This is a genomic window from Exiguobacterium sp. s102 (genome assembly GCF_018618635.1).
Lineage (GTDB): Bacteria > Bacillota > Bacilli > Exiguobacteriales > Exiguobacteriaceae > Exiguobacterium_A > Exiguobacterium_A oxidotolerans.
This window is the reverse complement of sequence record NZ_JACSML010000011.1, coordinates 1-14631: the sequence shown is the minus strand read 5'-3', so window position 1 is coordinate 14631 and position 14631 is coordinate 1. Positions and strand designations below refer to the sequence as shown.

Genomic DNA, 14631 nt, shown 5'->3' with positions numbered 1-14631 from the left:
GTAGTTGGGGGCTTCCCCCTGTGAGGATAGGACGTTGCCAGGCAATTGAAAAGGACCGATCTGCATCTTGCAGGTCGGTCTTTTTGTGTTGTGTGAAACTTCAGACTGTTCTGATTATTACTGGAGTCATTGACATGACTGTTTCTCCTTGTTACCATAACATCAATATTCTTTTATCAAAGAGAAAGCGAGTGGATAAACATGTGGGAGAATAAATTTGCTAAAGAGGGCTTGACGTTTGATGACGTTTTGCTTGTACCACGTCGTTCAAGTGTCTTACCACGTGACGTCGATCTATCTGTATCCTTATGCGAAGGGATTACACTGAACATCCCGTTGATCAGTGCAGGAATGGATACTGTGACGGAAGCACCAATGGCGATTGCCATGGCACGTCAAGGCGGTCTAGGTGTCGTCCACAAAAACATGTCGATGGAAGACCAAGCAGAACATGTCGATCGCGTCAAACGTTCTGAAAATGGTGTCATCACGAATCCGTTTTATCTTACACCTGAACGCCAAGTATACGATGCTGAATATTTAATGAGTAAATATCGTATTTCTGGTGTTCCGATCGTTAACAACGAAACAGAACGGAAACTCGTTGGTATTTTAACAAATCGTGATCTTCGTTTTGTTAAAGACTATTCGACGGTAATTGAGACGGTCATGACGACAGAAGAACTCGTCACTGCTACAGTTGGTACGTCACTTGAAGAAGCAGAACAAATTCTCCACAAACATCGCATTGAAAAGTTACCACTCGTTGATGAGAACGGTGTATTAAAAGGCTTAATCACAACAAAGGATATTGAAAAAGTCGAACAATATCCACATGCAGCAAAAGATCAATTCGGACGTCTTCTCGTCGCTGCAGCTGTCGGTGTCACGAAAGATGCATCTCTTCGCGCACGTTTTCTTGTTGATGCAGGCGTCGATGCACTCGTCGTCGATACGGCACACGGTCACTCTGAAGGCGTACTCTTAAAAGTACGTGAGCTTCGTGATGAATATCCAAATCTTCCAATCATCGCTGGGAACGTTGCAACCGCAGAAGCAACACGCGATTTAATTGAAGCTGGTGCATCGGTCGTCAAGGTAGGGATTGGACCTGGTTCAATTTGTACGACACGTGTCGTTGCGGGAGTGGGGGTTCCACAAATCACTGCAGTCTTTGATTGTGCGACAGAGGCCCGTAAGCATGGTGTCTCCATCATTGCCGACGGCGGAATTAAGTACTCGGGCGATATCGTCAAAGCACTTGCAGCTGGCGGTCATGCGGTCATGTTAGGTAGTCTGCTTGCTGGTGTTGAAGAAAGCCCGGGCGAAATGGAGATCTACCAAGGTCGTCAATTTAAGACATACCGTGGTATGGGTTCTGAAGCATCAATGAAACGTGGTAGTCAAGATCGCTACTTCCAAGAAGCAGATAAGAAATTCGTTCCAGAAGGAATTGAAGGTCGTGTCGCTTACCGTGGAAAACTCGGTGATTCTGTCTATCAACTCGTTGGTGGGATTCGTTCAGGAATGGGATATTGTGGAGCAGCTTCATTAGAAGAATTGCGAGAAGACACACAATTCATCCGCATGACGGGTGCTGGCTTACAAGAAAGTCACCCACATGACATTCAAATCACAAAAGAAGCATCGAACTATACACGCCAATAAAAAGAAAGCCCTGCAGATGATGCGGGGCCTTTTTTTGTTTATAGATTAATGATGTTAGGCGGCTCAAGGTGTTTCACGACATAGCCTATATGAAAATCACGGACACGTTCAAGCTGGTTTTGTTCACAGTCCGAAAGACTGCTGTTACAACTGCCAAGACTGTAACAACTCCCCAAGCCCCTCTTCAAGATCTGATTCCGATAGACTTGCAAAACCTAACACGATTTGTGGGTGCATTGCTTCTAACGGAAGTTGTGCATACTGGGATAAACCATAGACCTGAATTGAAGCGTCGTGTGCTCGCCTGACTAATTCTTCTTCCGTCATCCCGTTCGCAACAGAAACGACGACATGCAAACCCGCACTTTCGCCGGTCAAGCGCAGGGATGAGATAGCACGTAACGAATTGACGACGATGTCTAACTTACGCCGATAGATCTTTCGCATCCGATTCAAATGTTTCTCGAAGTCGCCTTCTTTCATAAAGCGTGTCAAAATCGTTTGATCAAAACGTGAGACACTGCATGTGTAATAGGAGAGTTCGGTCTGATAGCGCTCAAGCAAAGAAGGCGGAAGGACCATGTAGCCAATCCGCAGTGAAGGCATGAGCGACTTGGAGAAGGTGCTCAAATAAAGTACTCGTTCACTATCGATGCTGTGGAGTGACGGAATCGACTTGCCACTATAACGAAACTCACTGTCGTAGTCATCCTCAATGATGTAACGTGTCGGGGATTCAGCAGCCCAGTTCACCAATTGCCGGCGCCGATTGACGGATAAGATGCTTCCGGATGGAAATTGGTGGGCAGGTGTCACATACATGATATCCACATCGGTCTGACTTAAAGTCGAGACTTTGACACCACTTTGATCGACCGGAATCGGGATTGCTGTTCGTCCATGATTCTCAAGAATGAGTCGGGTCGCATGATAACCGGGATCTTCGATTCCGTAGGTGACATGTTGTCCTAGCAGGAAAATCAGTTGGGCCAAAAGTTGTTCGACCCCAGACCCAATGATGATTTGTTCAGGCGAACAGATGACACCTCTTGAGTGATATAGGTAGGTCGCAATTTCAACACGTAAGGCGAGATCGCCTTGCGGGTGTCCGAGTGAAACAAGGGATTGATTATGTTCATCGATGACATCCTTCGCATGTTTTCGCCAACGTGAAAAAGGAAAAGATGATCCATCGATTTTACTCGGATGGAAATCATGACGGATATAGGTGGACGGAGAAAGGCGTTGCTTCGTTGCTAGTGGTATTTTCTTTACATAAGCAAGCTCTTCGTGTGCTAAGACAAAATACCCTTTTCTTGAAACTGACTCGACATAGCCTTCGGCGACGAGTTGTTGATAGGCGAGCTCAATCGTCGTTTGACTCAAGTTCAAGAACTGACCGAGTTTTCGTTTTGACGGTAATTTGACACCATACTCTAGACGTCCATCGATGATTTCTTGACGAATCTGTTGATACAATTGCTCGTATAACGGCTTATTGCCCTCTCGTATTAACTCGAACGATAACATATCCATTGAAGTACCTCCTAAAACTGACCTGTTCATTTCATCATAAACTGATACTTTTAAAATAGTCAATCGAGACTATACTAAAACGTAAGTAAGGAGCTATCAATCAAATTGTTCAAGGGGGAATTTAGAATGATGGAACGGCAACAAGGAACGGATCGTGTCAAAAGAGGAATGGCTGAGATGCAAAAAGGGGGCGTCATCATGGACGTCGTCAATGCCGAGCAAGCGAAAATCGCAGAGGCAGCCGGTGCCGTCGCCGTCATGGCACTCGAACGTGTCCCGTCTGATATTCGCCGAGATGGAGGTGTGGCACGAATGGCAGATCCGACCATCACGGAAGAGGTCGTAAATGCCGTCACGATTCCTGTCATGGCGAAATGCCGAATCGGCCATATCGTCGAAGCACGGATCCTTGAGTCGATGGGGGTCGATTTCATTGATGAGAGTGAAGTCCTGACACCGGCTGATGAAGAGTACCATCTGTTGAAGTCGACGTTTACGGTACCGTTCGTTTGTGGGGCACGCGATTTAGGAGAGGCGGCTCGCCGAATTGCGGAAGGTGCGGCGATGATTCGGACAAAAGGCGAACCGGGAACGGGTAACGTCGTCGAAGCCGTCCGGCATATGCGAAAAATTCAAGCTGAACTCAACCAGATTTTACATACGAATCCGGATGAGTTGATGACACGGGCGAAGGAGTGGGGTGCACCTTACGAAGTCTTACGGATGATTCAGCAAGAAGGGCGTCTACCCGTTGTTAACTTTGCTGCCGGTGGAATCGCGACGCCGGCAGATGCTGCGCTGATGATGCATCTTGGAGCTGACGGTGTTTTCGTTGGTTCAGGCATTTTTAAATCGGAGCAACCGGAAAAATTTGCGAAAGCGATCGTCGAAGCCGTGACGTACCGGGATGACTTCGAACGAATTGCGTATCTCTCGAAAGGTCTCGGAACAGCGATGAAGGGGATTGATGTCACGTCGATGCCGTTTGAGGAACGGATGGCACCACGGGGATGGTAATCGGGGTACTTGGTCTACAAGGGGCAGTCAGGGAACACCTTGAGATGTTGGCATCGCTCGGTGTAAAAACACGAATCATCAAATCGGCGGAAGATTTAGAAGGAATCGCCGGACTTGTCTTGCCCGGTGGTGAGTCGACAGCGATGCGCCGGTTGATTGATCGCTACGCCTTGCTTGTGCCCCTTCGACAAAAAATAAAGACGTTACCGATGTTCGGGACGTGCGCCGGGATGATTTTATTAGCGACGGAACTTGAACAAGGAGATGTTCACCTCGGGGCAATCCCGATGAAAGTGAAACGAAATGCGTTCGGTCGCCAAGTGGACAGTTTTGAAACGATGCTAGCCGTCGACGGAATCGGGGCGGACATTGAAGCTGTCTTTATTCGAGCCCCTTATGTCGAACGAATCGATCAAGCGACCCGCGTTCTCGCTCGCATTGACGACGAGATCGTCGTCGTCGAAACAGACATGCATCTCGCCTGTTCGTTTCATCCGGAATTAACGAACGATACCTGTTTGCATCGTTACTTTATTGAAAAAGTAAAACAGCAACGTTCGGTTCACGTCATCTAACGACAAAAAAAGTATCCTTCAGTTCAAGCTGTGGGATACTTTTTTTATGCTACACTGAGGGTATAAATGAATTGAAGGAGAGGAACGATGAAACGACTTTTCATACTCTTCTTGAGCGTCCTTTTACTGACGACGAGTCTACTCCCAGTGACGAGTTATGCCGAGGTACCGACGATCAAGGCAGAATCCTACATCATGGTCGATGCTGTGACCGGTAAAGTATTGTTAGAAGAACAAGCCGATTTGGCTTTACCTCCGGCTTCGATGACGAAATTGATGACACTTTACTTAGTCCGACGTCAAATCGAACAAAAGAAACTAAGCTGGAACAAAAAAGTTCAACCAAGCCAAAAAGTACTCAAATTAGCAGGCACACCAGGATTGGCACGGGTGCCGTTAAGCAATCGTACATATACCGTTCGTGAGCTCTATGATGCAGCGTTCATCAAGTCAGCTAATGATGCGGCTGTATTACTTGCTGAAGTCGTTGCCGGAACAGAACAAAAATTCGTCAAGTTGATGAATGAGACGGCGAATACATTTGGGATGGACAATACAGAATACTCAAATGCATCGGGACTCGATGCAGTCGATGCAGCCTTACCGGGGACGAACTTGATGACAGCGACCGACATTGCACTACTCGTCATTCGTTTTATTAAAGATTATCCCGATGTCTTAGATGTCACGAGTCGTTCTTCGATGAAACTGGATGGCATCACACTCCAAAACTCCGATAAGATGTTGAAAGATCAAAAGTACGCGTATCCCGGGATGCGTGGGATGAAGACAGGGACGACTGATCTTGCCGGATATTGTTTTGCCGGTGTCGCGACGAAAGATAACATGACGATCATTACAGTCGTCATGCGGACGACATCCGATCAAGCGCGGTTTGCAGAAACAAAAAAGTTACTCGATTATGGCTTCTCATCGTTTGAGCCGTTGACTTATTACGGAAAAGGCGAGCGGATTAAAGACGTCTTCCCGATTCGTGGTGCGGAAGAAACAGACTATGACGTCATCACGGATGCATCGCTTTACGTGACGGTGCCGAAGAACGCAGCAACCCGTCCACCCGTATTTACGTTTAATCTGACCCATGCTCCAATCAAGAATGGCGCAAGTGTCGGAACGGTTCAAGTGAAGGATGAAGGCATGTACTTGCCGGGGTTTGATGTGCCGAGATCACTTCTCTATAGTGCGGAGCGAATCGCTTTGGCGAGCTTCAAGACCCGTTTGTTCCGGGCGATTGCTGCCTGGTCCGATAAAATTGATGATGCGATTCGTAAACCGGGTCTTGTCAATCTCAAACAGGATAGTGTAAAGTAGAGCTAATCTCATAACGATGCAATGAACGGACCAAGTAAAGGAATTTATTCTGTTAAGAGAGCTAGTGGTTGGTGTGAACTAGTCAGAAGGATGCCTTGAATCGAGCCGGATCGCACACCTTGCGAACAAGGTGCGGGTACGCCCGTTATCGCGTCTTTGAGTTGGCTAGCAAGACTAGCAATGAGGGTGGCAACGCGGATCCAAGGTGATTCGTCCCTCTTCGGTTTTTATACCGGAGAGGGATGAATTGCCTTTTTTTATTGAAAAAAAGGAGGAATACACATGATTGATATTAAACGTCTGCGTCAGGATTTTGACGCAATCCAAGAAAAACTTGCACACCGCGGAGAGGATTTAACGGACATGAATCGGTTCATCGCGTTAGATGAAAAACGTCGTGAACTGATTGCCCGGACCGAGGTCTTAAAAGCGGAACGAAATGACGCGACGAAAAAAATTGCAGAACTCAAACGCAATAAAGAAAATGCCGACGAGGCAATTGCCGCGATGCGAACTGTCGGAGATGAGATTAAAGGAATCGACGACGAGTTGCGCGAAGTCGAAGCGACGTTGAATCAACTGTTGCTTGGTATCCCGAACATTCCGCATGACAGCGTCCCGATCGGTTCTTCAGAGGATGATAATGTCGTCATCCGTGAAGTGGGTGATAAACCGGCCTTTGACTTCGACGCCGTCCCGCATTGGGATTTGATGGAGCAATTAAAAATCGTCGACGTGGAACGGGCAGGGAAAGTCACAGGAAGTCGCTTCGTTTTCTATCGTGGGGCAGGTGCACGTCTCGAACGTGCGTTAATCAACTTCATGATGGACATGCATCAAGATGAAAACGGCTATACGGAAATTTTACCGCCACTCATGGTCAACCGCGAATCAATGACAGGAACAGGTCAACTTCCGAAATTTGAAGAAGATGCGTTCAAAGTCGAAGAGACGAACTACTTCCTCGTGCCGACAGCGGAAGTGCCGGTGACGAACATGCACCGGGATGAAATCTTGGCAGCAAGCCAATTACCGATCGGTTATGCAGCATACAGCCAGTGTTTCCGCTCAGAAGCCGGATCTGCCGGCCGTGATACACGAGGCCTGATTCGTCAACACCAATTCAACAAAGTGGAGCTCGTTCGTTTCGTTAAGCCGGAAGAGTCTTATGAACAACTTGAACTGTTGACTGGTCAAGCCGAAGAAGTGCTTAAACGATTGAAATTACCGTATCAAGTCCTCAGCATGTGTACAGCGGATCTTGGATTCACAGCAGCGAAGAAATACGATATCGAAGTCTGGATGCCGAGCCAAGGCGTTTACCGCGAGATTTCTTCTTGTTCAAACTTTGAAGATTTCCAGGCGCGCCGGGCACAAATTCGTTTCCGCCGGGAAGCGAATGCAAAACCGGAATTCGTGCATACATTAAACGGTTCTGCGCTTGCTGTTGGCCGGACGGTCGCAGCCATCTTAGAGAACTATCAACAAGCAGATGGTTCAGTTATTATTCCAGAAGTACTTCGTCCATACATGGGTGGACTCAAAGTGATTCAAGCATAAGTAGAAAAGGGGGAGCCTTCCCCCTTTATACTTTTAAAAAGTTTTTTTAGAAAAGGTCTTTACAGAGTAAAACCAAGATGCTATTATAATTTATGTCAGGAAGGCAAGCACGTTACAATTTGCTCGATTATAAGTACGGAGGCGTACTCAAGTGGTTTAAGAGAACGGTCTTGAAAACCGTCAGGCGGCGAAAGCCGTGCGTGGGTTCGAATCCCACCGCCTCCTCCATTTCTTTTTTTTTACCTGAAAACTACATATAACTTGGAGGCGTACTCAAGTGGTTTAAGAGAACGGTCTTGAAAACCGTCAGGCGGCGAAAGCCGTGCGTGGGTTCGAATCCCACCGCCTCCTCCACTTCTTTTTTTTTACCCAAAAATAAATTTAACATGGAGTCGTACCCAAGCCCGGCTGAAGGGGACGGACTCGAAATCCGTTAGGGGTCGTAAGGCCCGCGTGGGTTCGAATCCCACCGACTCCGCTTATATCGAGCATCTCACATCGTGTGAGGTGCTTTTTTATTGCACCAAGATCCGTTCGCATGCTATGTTTTCCTACATGTAAAAAGGAAGAAGGAGCACTTGATATGACCAATACAAAAGAAACCTTACTCACTCACTATAAAGAAACGATGAACTTCGTCCGTGAACTCGAACACATCCCGGAAGACGCGTGGCGTAGCTCATATGCGGAAGGCAAATGGACGATTGCTGAAATCGTAGGTCACTTGTCACCGTGGGACCGCTTCATGGTGGCAGAACGTCTTCCATTCATGTTGGCGGACGAACCATTCCGTGTGAAGCCGAACAGTCAGGAAGTCAACGAAGAAGCGGCGAAGATGAGTCGCGAGCAGCAACGAATCTTAACGATTGATGAATTCTTAGTCAGCCGTGACCTATTAAGCCGGGCCGTTGATTTGATTCCGGAAGAACGTTTGATGGATACGTTCACTTCGAACGGGAAAACGATGATGATCGTCGACTTGCTTGGCGCGATGAAACAGCACGACTTACATCACATCGACCAAATCAAACAAGTAACAGCACGCTAAAAAAAGCCTTTCGACGACTGTCGAGGGGCTCAGGCTGTAGACAAAGTGCCATCGGGAGATCAAGCGTCTTTTTTCGTTGCTTTCCTCGGGCGAGGCGCAAGCCGTTGCTCCTTCGTCCTAACGGACAAGAAGCAGGGTCTTGTCTGCCTCTGAACGTGCGTTCCCCGCAGGAGTCAACGAAACGTGACGCTTTTTAGGTAACACTATGACGGAAAGCCAGTCATGCAGACGGTTTAGGGCGCAATCCGTCTCGAATCGCTTAGAACCGCGAAAAGCAATCGGTCGCGACCCTGCAGCTTTGCTGTAGCGGCGCGGAAGATTGCCGCTTTAAAGACGAGGCGAGACAGGGAAGCGCGACCGGATTGTCTTTCGTTATCGCATGTTCACGCTTTATAAGAGTTTGTCTACACGCAAAAGCCCTTCGGCGACTGTCGAAGGGCTTTTGCGTGTGAATCAACGTGTTTTTGCAATCCGGGCGACTTCAAGTTGTTTATCGATTTTCGAGAGGATACGTTCAATCGACTCCGGTTCATTGAGAAGATCATATTCATCGATGGATAAACGAAGGACCGGGCAAATCGTGAAGTTATTGATCCAGTTCGTATACCGTTCGTACATCTCTTCCCAATACTCGATTGGTGTTTGCTGTTCCATCTCGCGTCCGCGGAGACGAATCCGGTCGAGCACCTGTTCAAACGATCCTTCCAGATAAATCAACAAGTCCGGATGCGGGAAAAATGGCGTCATGACCATCGCATCGAACAAACTGGAGTACGTTTCGTAGTCCGTTGGTGACATCGTTCCTTTTTCGAAGTGCATCTTCGCGAAAATGCCTGTATCTTCGTAGATGGAGCGGTCTTGGATGAAACCGCCACCATATTGGAAGATTTTCTTTTGTTCTTTAAACCGTTCCGCTAAGAAATAGATTTGTAAGTGGAAGCTCCAGCGCTCGAAATCGTGGTAGAATTTATCGAGATAAGGGTTCGTATCGACTTTTTCAAGAGATGTCCGGAAGCCGAGTGCGTCTGCTAGACCATTCGTGATCGTCGATTTTCCGATTCCGACCATTCCACCGATCGTAATGACGGCATCTGCCGGAATATTGTATTTTTCACGTAACTTCGAGTTCATGCGTGGTTCGCTCCTTCATATAATTCATTGCGGATTTTAGTTAAGACATAATCCAAGTCTTCTGGGCGTTTGACGAAGTCGAGTTCATCTCCGTTAAAACGGATGACTTTGACTTCCGGGTGTTTGATTTGATACTCCGTGACGAACGTTTCGTAGTCTGCTGCGAGTTGCTCGAGATAATCGCGTGACATGTGTTCTTCAACTTCACGTCCGCGTAAGGCGACGCGTTTCATCAGTGTATCGATACTCGCATTCAAGTAGATGACGGCATCCGGTTTTGGCATATCCGTCGTTAAGATCGAATAAATTTGTTCATATTTATCGATGTGCTCTACTTTGAGCGAGCGGTGAGCAAAAATCAGGTTTTTAAAGATATGATAATCAGCGACGACAGAGCGTTGTTTACTTAGGTAGTGACGTTCGATATCATCGAGCTGTTTAAAGCGATTGCATAAAAAGAACATCTCTGTTTGGAAACTCCATTCTTCGATGTCCTCATAGAACTTTCCAAGAAAGGGATTTTCTTCGACAATTTCGCGTAACATAGAAAATGAGAAATGATGACTGATGGCGTTCGCAAGTGAAGTTTTGCCTACACCAATCGGTCCTTCAACCGTTATGAACATATTCAATTACCCTCCGTTCAGCAAAGTGCAATTTATATTTTAGCACAAAGCAGGGACCCCTGCCGAAGTTTCAGAGGGAGAATTTTTGTAAAGATAGGGAGTGAGTAGAAGTGGAGCGACACGAATATTATATGGAGCTCGCGATTGGTGAGGCGAAAAAGGCGGAAGCCATCGGCGAAGTGCCGATTGGGTGTGTCATCGTCAAAGACGATCAAGTCATTGCGACCGGGTATAATCACCGGGAAACGAATCATCAGGCGACGGCACACGCCGAATTACTCGCCATCGAGCAAGCGTGTGAAAAGCTCGGGAACTGGCGACTGGAAGGGTGCGAACTGTATGTGACGCTTGAACCGTGTCCGATGTGTGCCGGAGCCATCATGTTATCGCGGATTGAACATGTCATCTTCGGAGCCGTTGATCCAAAAGGTGGTTGTTGCGGAACTTTGATGAACCTCATCCAAGATGAGCGCTTTAACCATGTTTCACGTCTGACGAGTGGTATATTAGAAAAAGAATGTGGTGAGTTGTTAACGGCGTTCTTTCGCGAACTTCGTGCGAAAAAGAAAGCAAAGAAACGTGCAATGGGTTGCAACAATTTAGACGAAACAGTATAATGAAAAAGCACTCGAACGGGTGCCACTAAAAAACGATAAATCATTTGTCGTGCTAGGTGGGGATGTAGCGGTTCCCTGTCACTCGCAATCCGCTATAGCGAGACTGAATTCCATATCGAGGGATATGATTGGTATGGTCTGCCTTACGTAAGTAGCGTTGACGTTTGAGTCCTGCGCAACAGATACCCATGAACTAGGTCAGGTCCGGAAGGAAGCAGCCTTAAGTGGTGCTCTCTGTGTGCCGCAGGAGTGCTTGAACTGAGCAGGCTGCGTGAGTAACGCATGTTGAACATATTTCAGAATATGGTGCGCGGCAGTTTAATTTTTATAAAACAAGTCTACAGCCGGTTTCGGTTGTAGACTTTTTTAGGTAGAATAGAACAAGGATCTTAAAAAAGAGGAGGCGCAAATTTGGCCTATCAAGCACTATACCGCGTGTATCGTCCGCAGCGTTTTGATGAAGTCGTCGGGCAAGCACATATCACTCGGACGATTCAAAACGCATTGATGGAAGAACGGATGTCACATGCCTACCTATTTTCAGGCCCGCGCGGAACGGGGAAGACAAGTCTTGCGAAAATCATCGCAAAAGCAATCAACTGTGAACACGCACCTGTAAAAGAACCGTGTAATGAATGCCCGACATGTCTCGCGATTACGGAAGGATCGAGTCCGGATGTGTTCGAAATCGATGCGGCTTCAAACAACGGAGTCGACGAAATTCGTGAAATCCGCGATAAGGTGAAGTACCCGCCTTCAGAAGCAGCCTATAAAGTTTATATCATCGATGAAGTGCATATGCTATCGACGGGAGCGTTCAATGCATTATTAAAAACGCTTGAAGAACCACCGGCACATGCGATTTTCATCTTAGCGACAACAGAGCCCCATAAAATCCCGGCGACCATCATTTCGCGTTGCCAACGTTTTGATGTCAAACGCCATGAAGTCGACCAACTAGTCGAACGGATGCAGTTCATCTTATCCGATCAAGAAATTGCCTACTCGGAGACGGCGTTACGGTTGATTGCACGCGCAGCAGACGGAGGAATGCGGGATGCCTTAAGTTTACTCGACCAAGCAGTCGCTTTCTCGAATGGGGATTTGACGGATGCTGCCGTACTCGAAGTAACGGGTGCCGTAGAAGACGAAGCGTTGCTCGCGATTGCAAACGCACTTCATAATCATCAAGTCGATCAATTATTGCAGACACTTGAGCAGATGCAACGGGCAGGAAAAGACCTGAAGCGATTCGTCGAGGACCTGGTCTTCTTTTATCGGGATACGCTCCTGCTAAAAGCCTCACCGACGGCAGTCGATTTGTTAGAACGCGCCCGTCCGACAGAGGAATTCAAACAGTTTGTCGAAATGATTGAAGCGGAAACATGTTTCCATGTCATCGAACAACTGCATGATTGCCAACAACAGATGCGATTGACGAATCATCCACGTGTCTTAGTCGAGATTGCCTTCATCCAAATTACGGAACAGGGGCGTACGACGGGACAAATCGTCCAGTCATTGCAACAGGAAGTAAGAGAAATGAAGGAACAGATGCATCAGTTGAAAGCGAACGGTGTACCGGCAGCAGAAACAGTCGCGGCGCAACCAGCTAAACGGAAGCAAGGTCGTCCGACCGTGCGGATCGCGAAAGAGCGGATTCGACAAATGCTGATGCGAGCAGAAAAAGCACAATTGCTTGAAATCCAAGAGCGCTGGGATGCTATTCTAAAACTCATCTTAAAGCAAGATGGTCCGATCTATTCGCTTGTCCATGAAAGTAAACCCGTCTTGTGTTCGGGAGATACGTTATTGATTGAGTTTGATAACGGGAAGGGCTGGCATTTCGAACAAGTCATGACGAATGAACGAACGCGTTTCGTTATCGAAGAAGCCCTGTTTGAAGTATGTGGCGTCAAACGGGAGATTCTCGCAATTCTTGATCAAGACTGGAATGAATTAAAGGCAGAGTTTGTTGCAAAGCGAAATAGTAGTAATATAGAAGAGAAAGAGGTCGCTGAAGAATCGGAAAGCGATCGCTTATTATCCGAGACGCTTGGTCGTTTTGGTGATATCGTAGAATTTGAAGACTAATCTTACTTGAGGAGGAACAAATATGCGTGGTATGGGAAACATGAACAATATGATGAAACAAATGCAAAAGATGCAAAAGGATATGGCGAAAGCTCAGGAAGAACTTAAGGATTTGACAGTGACAGGTACAGCTGGCGGTGAAATGGTATCTGTCGTAGCTGATGGTCATAAAAATATCATCGACGTCATCATCAAAGAAGAAGTAGTGGATCCTGACGATGTCGAAATGATTCAAGATCTCGTCCTCGCTGCAACGAATGATGCATTGAAAAAAGTCGATGAACTTGTTTCAAGTAAAATGGGTAAATTTACGCAAGGTATGAACATGCCGGGAATGTTTTAAACTGTAGGAGGAAATCAATTGCAATATCCTGAAGCAATCAGTCGTTTGATTGAAAGTTTTACGAAGCTACCGGGGATCGGACCGAAAACGGCTGTTCGTCTTGCTTTTCATGTCTTAGACATGGAAGAAGATGATGTGTTGATGTTCGGGAAGGCACTCGTCAGCGCGAAGCGCGATATTTCTTATTGTAGCGTGTGTGGAAACATAACGGACAAAGATCCGTGTTATGTTTGTTCGGATAAACATCGTAATCGGACGGTTGTCTGTGTTGTTCAGGATTCGCGAGATGTGATTGCGATGGAGAAGATGCGAGATTATCAAGGGTTGTACCATGTACTCCACGGGGCGATTAGTCCAATGGAAGGGATTGGACCTGAAGACATTAACGTATCGAGTCTTTTGACACGTCTTCAAGAAGACGAAGCCATTACGGAAATCATCTTAGCAACGAATCCGAACATTGAGGGAGAGGCAACGGCGATGTACTTGTCACGTTTACTGAAACCGACGGGAATTCGTGTAACACGAATTGCACATGGTCTTCCTGTTGGGGGAGATTTAGAGTATGCGGACGAAGTTACATTATCCCGTGCGATGGAGGGAAGACGCGAACTATGAGTTGGTTTCGAAAAAAAATCCGAAACGAATACGATGAGCGTCTCCTTACAGAATTGTCTAAAGCAAAAGAAGACTACTTGATGAAACGTCATCTACTTGAGATTAGTTATGATGATTATGGTGATCTTGAAGCACAAATGAAATTAGCCGAGTCGTTGTATTTCTTCTATATAAGCGAAGCAAAACGAAGACGCGTTTCAATCATGATGAAGTGAACGAGTGAAGGCTGTGAGCCCGAGTGGTTTGCAGCCTTTAATCTGTTCTTAAAAAGAAGAATCGAAAAAAATGAAACTATTTTAATAAAACAGTTGTCATCCCCTAACTATCGTGGTATATTAATTCATGTCCTAAAGAGGACGCACGCTTGAAACGAACGAAAAAAACTTCTTTTAAAAAGTTGTTGACTTATCGTTCCAGACTTGGTATTCTAATTGAGTCGCCAAAACAGGCGCGGACGAACTTTGAA

The 14631-nt window shown here is 46.6% G+C and carries 14 protein-coding genes, 3 tRNA genes, 1 other RNA gene and 1 other annotated feature; of the genes, 15 read left to right on the top strand and 3 right to left on the bottom strand.

Annotated elements, in window-relative coordinates; translation table 11 throughout:
- The first annotated feature begins 201 nt into the window (after nt 1-201).
- Nucleotides 202-1668 carry an IMP dehydrogenase gene (guaB, locus tag KNQ02_RS15250; RefSeq protein ID WP_029332179.1) on the top strand — a complete coding sequence of 489 codons (1467 nt, stop codon included), beginning with the start codon at nt 202-204 and terminating at the stop codon, nt 1666-1668.
- A gap of 144 nt (nt 1669-1812) precedes the next feature.
- Here the strand turns inward: guaB and pdxR are convergent, their stop codons facing one another.
- Nucleotides 1813-3204, bottom strand: a complete 1392-nt coding sequence (gene pdxR / locus KNQ02_RS15245) for a MocR-like pyridoxine biosynthesis transcription factor PdxR (protein ID WP_214771820.1) — start codon at nt 3202-3204, stop codon at nt 1813-1815.
- Nucleotides 3205-3333: 129 nt separating this feature from the next.
- Between pdxR and pdxS the strand changes: the two genes are divergently transcribed.
- From pdxS to KNQ02_RS15205, 8 genes are all read left to right on the top strand, one after another.
- Complete coding sequence (gene pdxS, locus KNQ02_RS15240) at nt 3334-4221, top strand: pyridoxal 5'-phosphate synthase lyase subunit PdxS (protein ID WP_369834776.1); 888 nt, start codon at nt 3334-3336, stop codon at nt 4219-4221.
- Nucleotides 4215-4796: a pyridoxal 5'-phosphate synthase glutaminase subunit PdxT gene (gene pdxT, locus KNQ02_RS15235; protein WP_088835954.1), complete on the top strand. Its 582-nt coding sequence runs from the start codon at nt 4215-4217 to the stop codon at nt 4794-4796. Before pdxS ends, pdxT begins: the two co-directional genes overlap by 7 nt.
- A gap of 87 nt (nt 4797-4883) precedes the next feature.
- Nucleotides 4884-6128, top strand: a complete 1245-nt coding sequence (locus KNQ02_RS15230; RefSeq protein WP_214771818.1) for a D-alanyl-D-alanine carboxypeptidase family protein — start codon at nt 4884-4886, stop codon at nt 6126-6128.
- 12 nt (nt 6129-6140) lie between these two features.
- Nucleotides 6141-6349, top strand: a binding site (T-box leader).
- Between the two features lie 61 nt (nt 6350-6410).
- Nucleotides 6411-7688 (top strand): serine--tRNA ligase, encoded by a 1278-nt coding sequence (gene serS / locus KNQ02_RS15225; RefSeq protein ID WP_088835956.1) that lies wholly within the window; start codon nt 6411-6413, stop codon nt 7686-7688.
- 137 nt (nt 7689-7825) lie between these two features.
- Nucleotides 7826-7916 (top strand) — tRNA-Ser (locus KNQ02_RS15220).
- Nucleotides 7917-7951: 35 nt separating this feature from the next.
- Nucleotides 7952-8042: transfer RNA gene (locus tag KNQ02_RS15215), tRNA-Ser, on the top strand.
- A gap of 34 nt (nt 8043-8076) precedes the next feature.
- Nucleotides 8077-8166, top strand: a tRNA-Ser gene (locus KNQ02_RS15210).
- Nucleotides 8167-8271: 105 nt separating this feature from the next.
- Nucleotides 8272-8736 carry a DinB family protein gene (locus KNQ02_RS15205; protein WP_157898458.1) on the top strand — a complete coding sequence of 155 codons (465 nt, stop codon included), beginning with the start codon at nt 8272-8274 and terminating at the stop codon, nt 8734-8736.
- Between the two features lie 453 nt (nt 8737-9189).
- Here KNQ02_RS15205 and KNQ02_RS15200 read toward each other — a convergent pair whose 3' ends face one another.
- Nucleotides 9190-9867, bottom strand: a complete 678-nt coding sequence (locus KNQ02_RS15200; protein WP_029332186.1) for a deoxynucleoside kinase — start codon at nt 9865-9867, stop codon at nt 9190-9192.
- Nucleotides 9864-10493 carry a deoxynucleoside kinase gene (locus KNQ02_RS15195; protein WP_088835958.1) on the bottom strand — a complete coding sequence of 210 codons (630 nt, stop codon included), beginning with the start codon at nt 10491-10493 and terminating at the stop codon, nt 9864-9866. Before KNQ02_RS15195 ends, KNQ02_RS15200 begins: the two co-directional genes overlap by 4 nt.
- A gap of 110 nt (nt 10494-10603) precedes the next feature.
- Between KNQ02_RS15195 and tadA the strand changes: the two genes are divergently transcribed.
- The 6 genes from tadA (at nt 10604) to KNQ02_RS15165 (ending at nt 14380) form a co-directional block, all read left to right on the top strand.
- Entirely contained in the window at nt 10604-11110 is a 507-nt protein-coding gene (gene tadA / locus KNQ02_RS15190) for a tRNA adenosine(34) deaminase TadA (protein WP_088835959.1), read from the top strand.
- A 47-nt stretch (nt 11111-11157) separates the two neighbouring features.
- Nucleotides 11158-11424: signal recognition particle sRNA large type (gene ffs, locus KNQ02_RS15185), an RNA gene on the top strand.
- Nucleotides 11425-11521: 97 nt separating this feature from the next.
- Nucleotides 11522-13204, top strand: a complete 1683-nt coding sequence (gene dnaX, locus KNQ02_RS15180; protein WP_214767985.1) for a DNA polymerase III subunit gamma/tau — start codon at nt 11522-11524, stop codon at nt 13202-13204.
- Between the two features lie 22 nt (nt 13205-13226).
- Complete coding sequence (locus KNQ02_RS15175; RefSeq protein WP_012368932.1) at nt 13227-13547, top strand: YbaB/EbfC family nucleoid-associated protein; 321 nt, start codon at nt 13227-13229, stop codon at nt 13545-13547.
- A gap of 18 nt (nt 13548-13565) precedes the next feature.
- The gene (recR, locus tag KNQ02_RS15170; RefSeq protein WP_029332190.1) at nt 13566-14165 is read left to right on the top strand and encodes a recombination mediator RecR; all 600 of its coding nucleotides are present in this window, start codon (nt 13566-13568) and stop codon (nt 14163-14165) included.
- Complete coding sequence (locus KNQ02_RS15165) at nt 14162-14380, top strand: YaaL family protein (protein ID WP_029332191.1); 219 nt, start codon at nt 14162-14164, stop codon at nt 14378-14380. The genes recR and KNQ02_RS15165 overlap by 4 nt, the downstream gene beginning before the upstream one ends.
- The last annotated feature ends 251 nt before the right edge of the window (nt 14381-14631 follow it).

Excerpts from the sequence above, each read along its gene's own strand:
- KNQ02_RS15205 (WP_157898458.1), top strand. The coding sequence starts at position 8,272 with ATGACCAATACAAAAGAAACCTTACTCACTCACTATAAAGAAACGATG.
- KNQ02_RS15195 (WP_088835958.1), bottom strand. The coding sequence starts at position 10,493 with ATGTTCATAACGGTTGAAGGACCGATTGGTGTAGGCAAAACTTCACTT.
- KNQ02_RS15230 (WP_214771818.1), top strand. The coding sequence starts at position 4,884 with ATGAAACGACTTTTCATACTCTTCTTGAGCGTCCTTTTACTGACGACG.
- pdxS (WP_369834776.1), top strand. The coding sequence starts at position 3,334 with ATGGAACGGCAACAAGGAACGGATCGTGTCAAAAGAGGAATGGCTGAG.
- KNQ02_RS15175 (WP_012368932.1), top strand. The coding sequence starts at position 13,227 with ATGCGTGGTATGGGAAACATGAACAATATGATGAAACAAATGCAAAAG.
- KNQ02_RS15200 (WP_029332186.1), bottom strand. The coding sequence starts at position 9,867 with ATGAACTCGAAGTTACGTGAAAAATACAATATTCCGGCAGATGCCGTC.
- serS (WP_088835956.1), top strand. The coding sequence starts at position 6,411 with ATGATTGATATTAAACGTCTGCGTCAGGATTTTGACGCAATCCAAGAA.
- pdxR (WP_214771820.1), bottom strand. The coding sequence starts at position 3,204 with ATGGATATGTTATCGTTCGAGTTAATACGAGAGGGCAATAAGCCGTTA.
- guaB (WP_029332179.1), top strand. The coding sequence starts at position 202 with ATGTGGGAGAATAAATTTGCTAAAGAGGGCTTGACGTTTGATGACGTT.
- KNQ02_RS15165 (WP_029332191.1), top strand. The coding sequence starts at position 14,162 with ATGAGTTGGTTTCGAAAAAAAATCCGAAACGAATACGATGAGCGTCTC.
- pdxT (WP_088835954.1), top strand. The coding sequence starts at position 4,215 with ATGGTAATCGGGGTACTTGGTCTACAAGGGGCAGTCAGGGAACACCTT.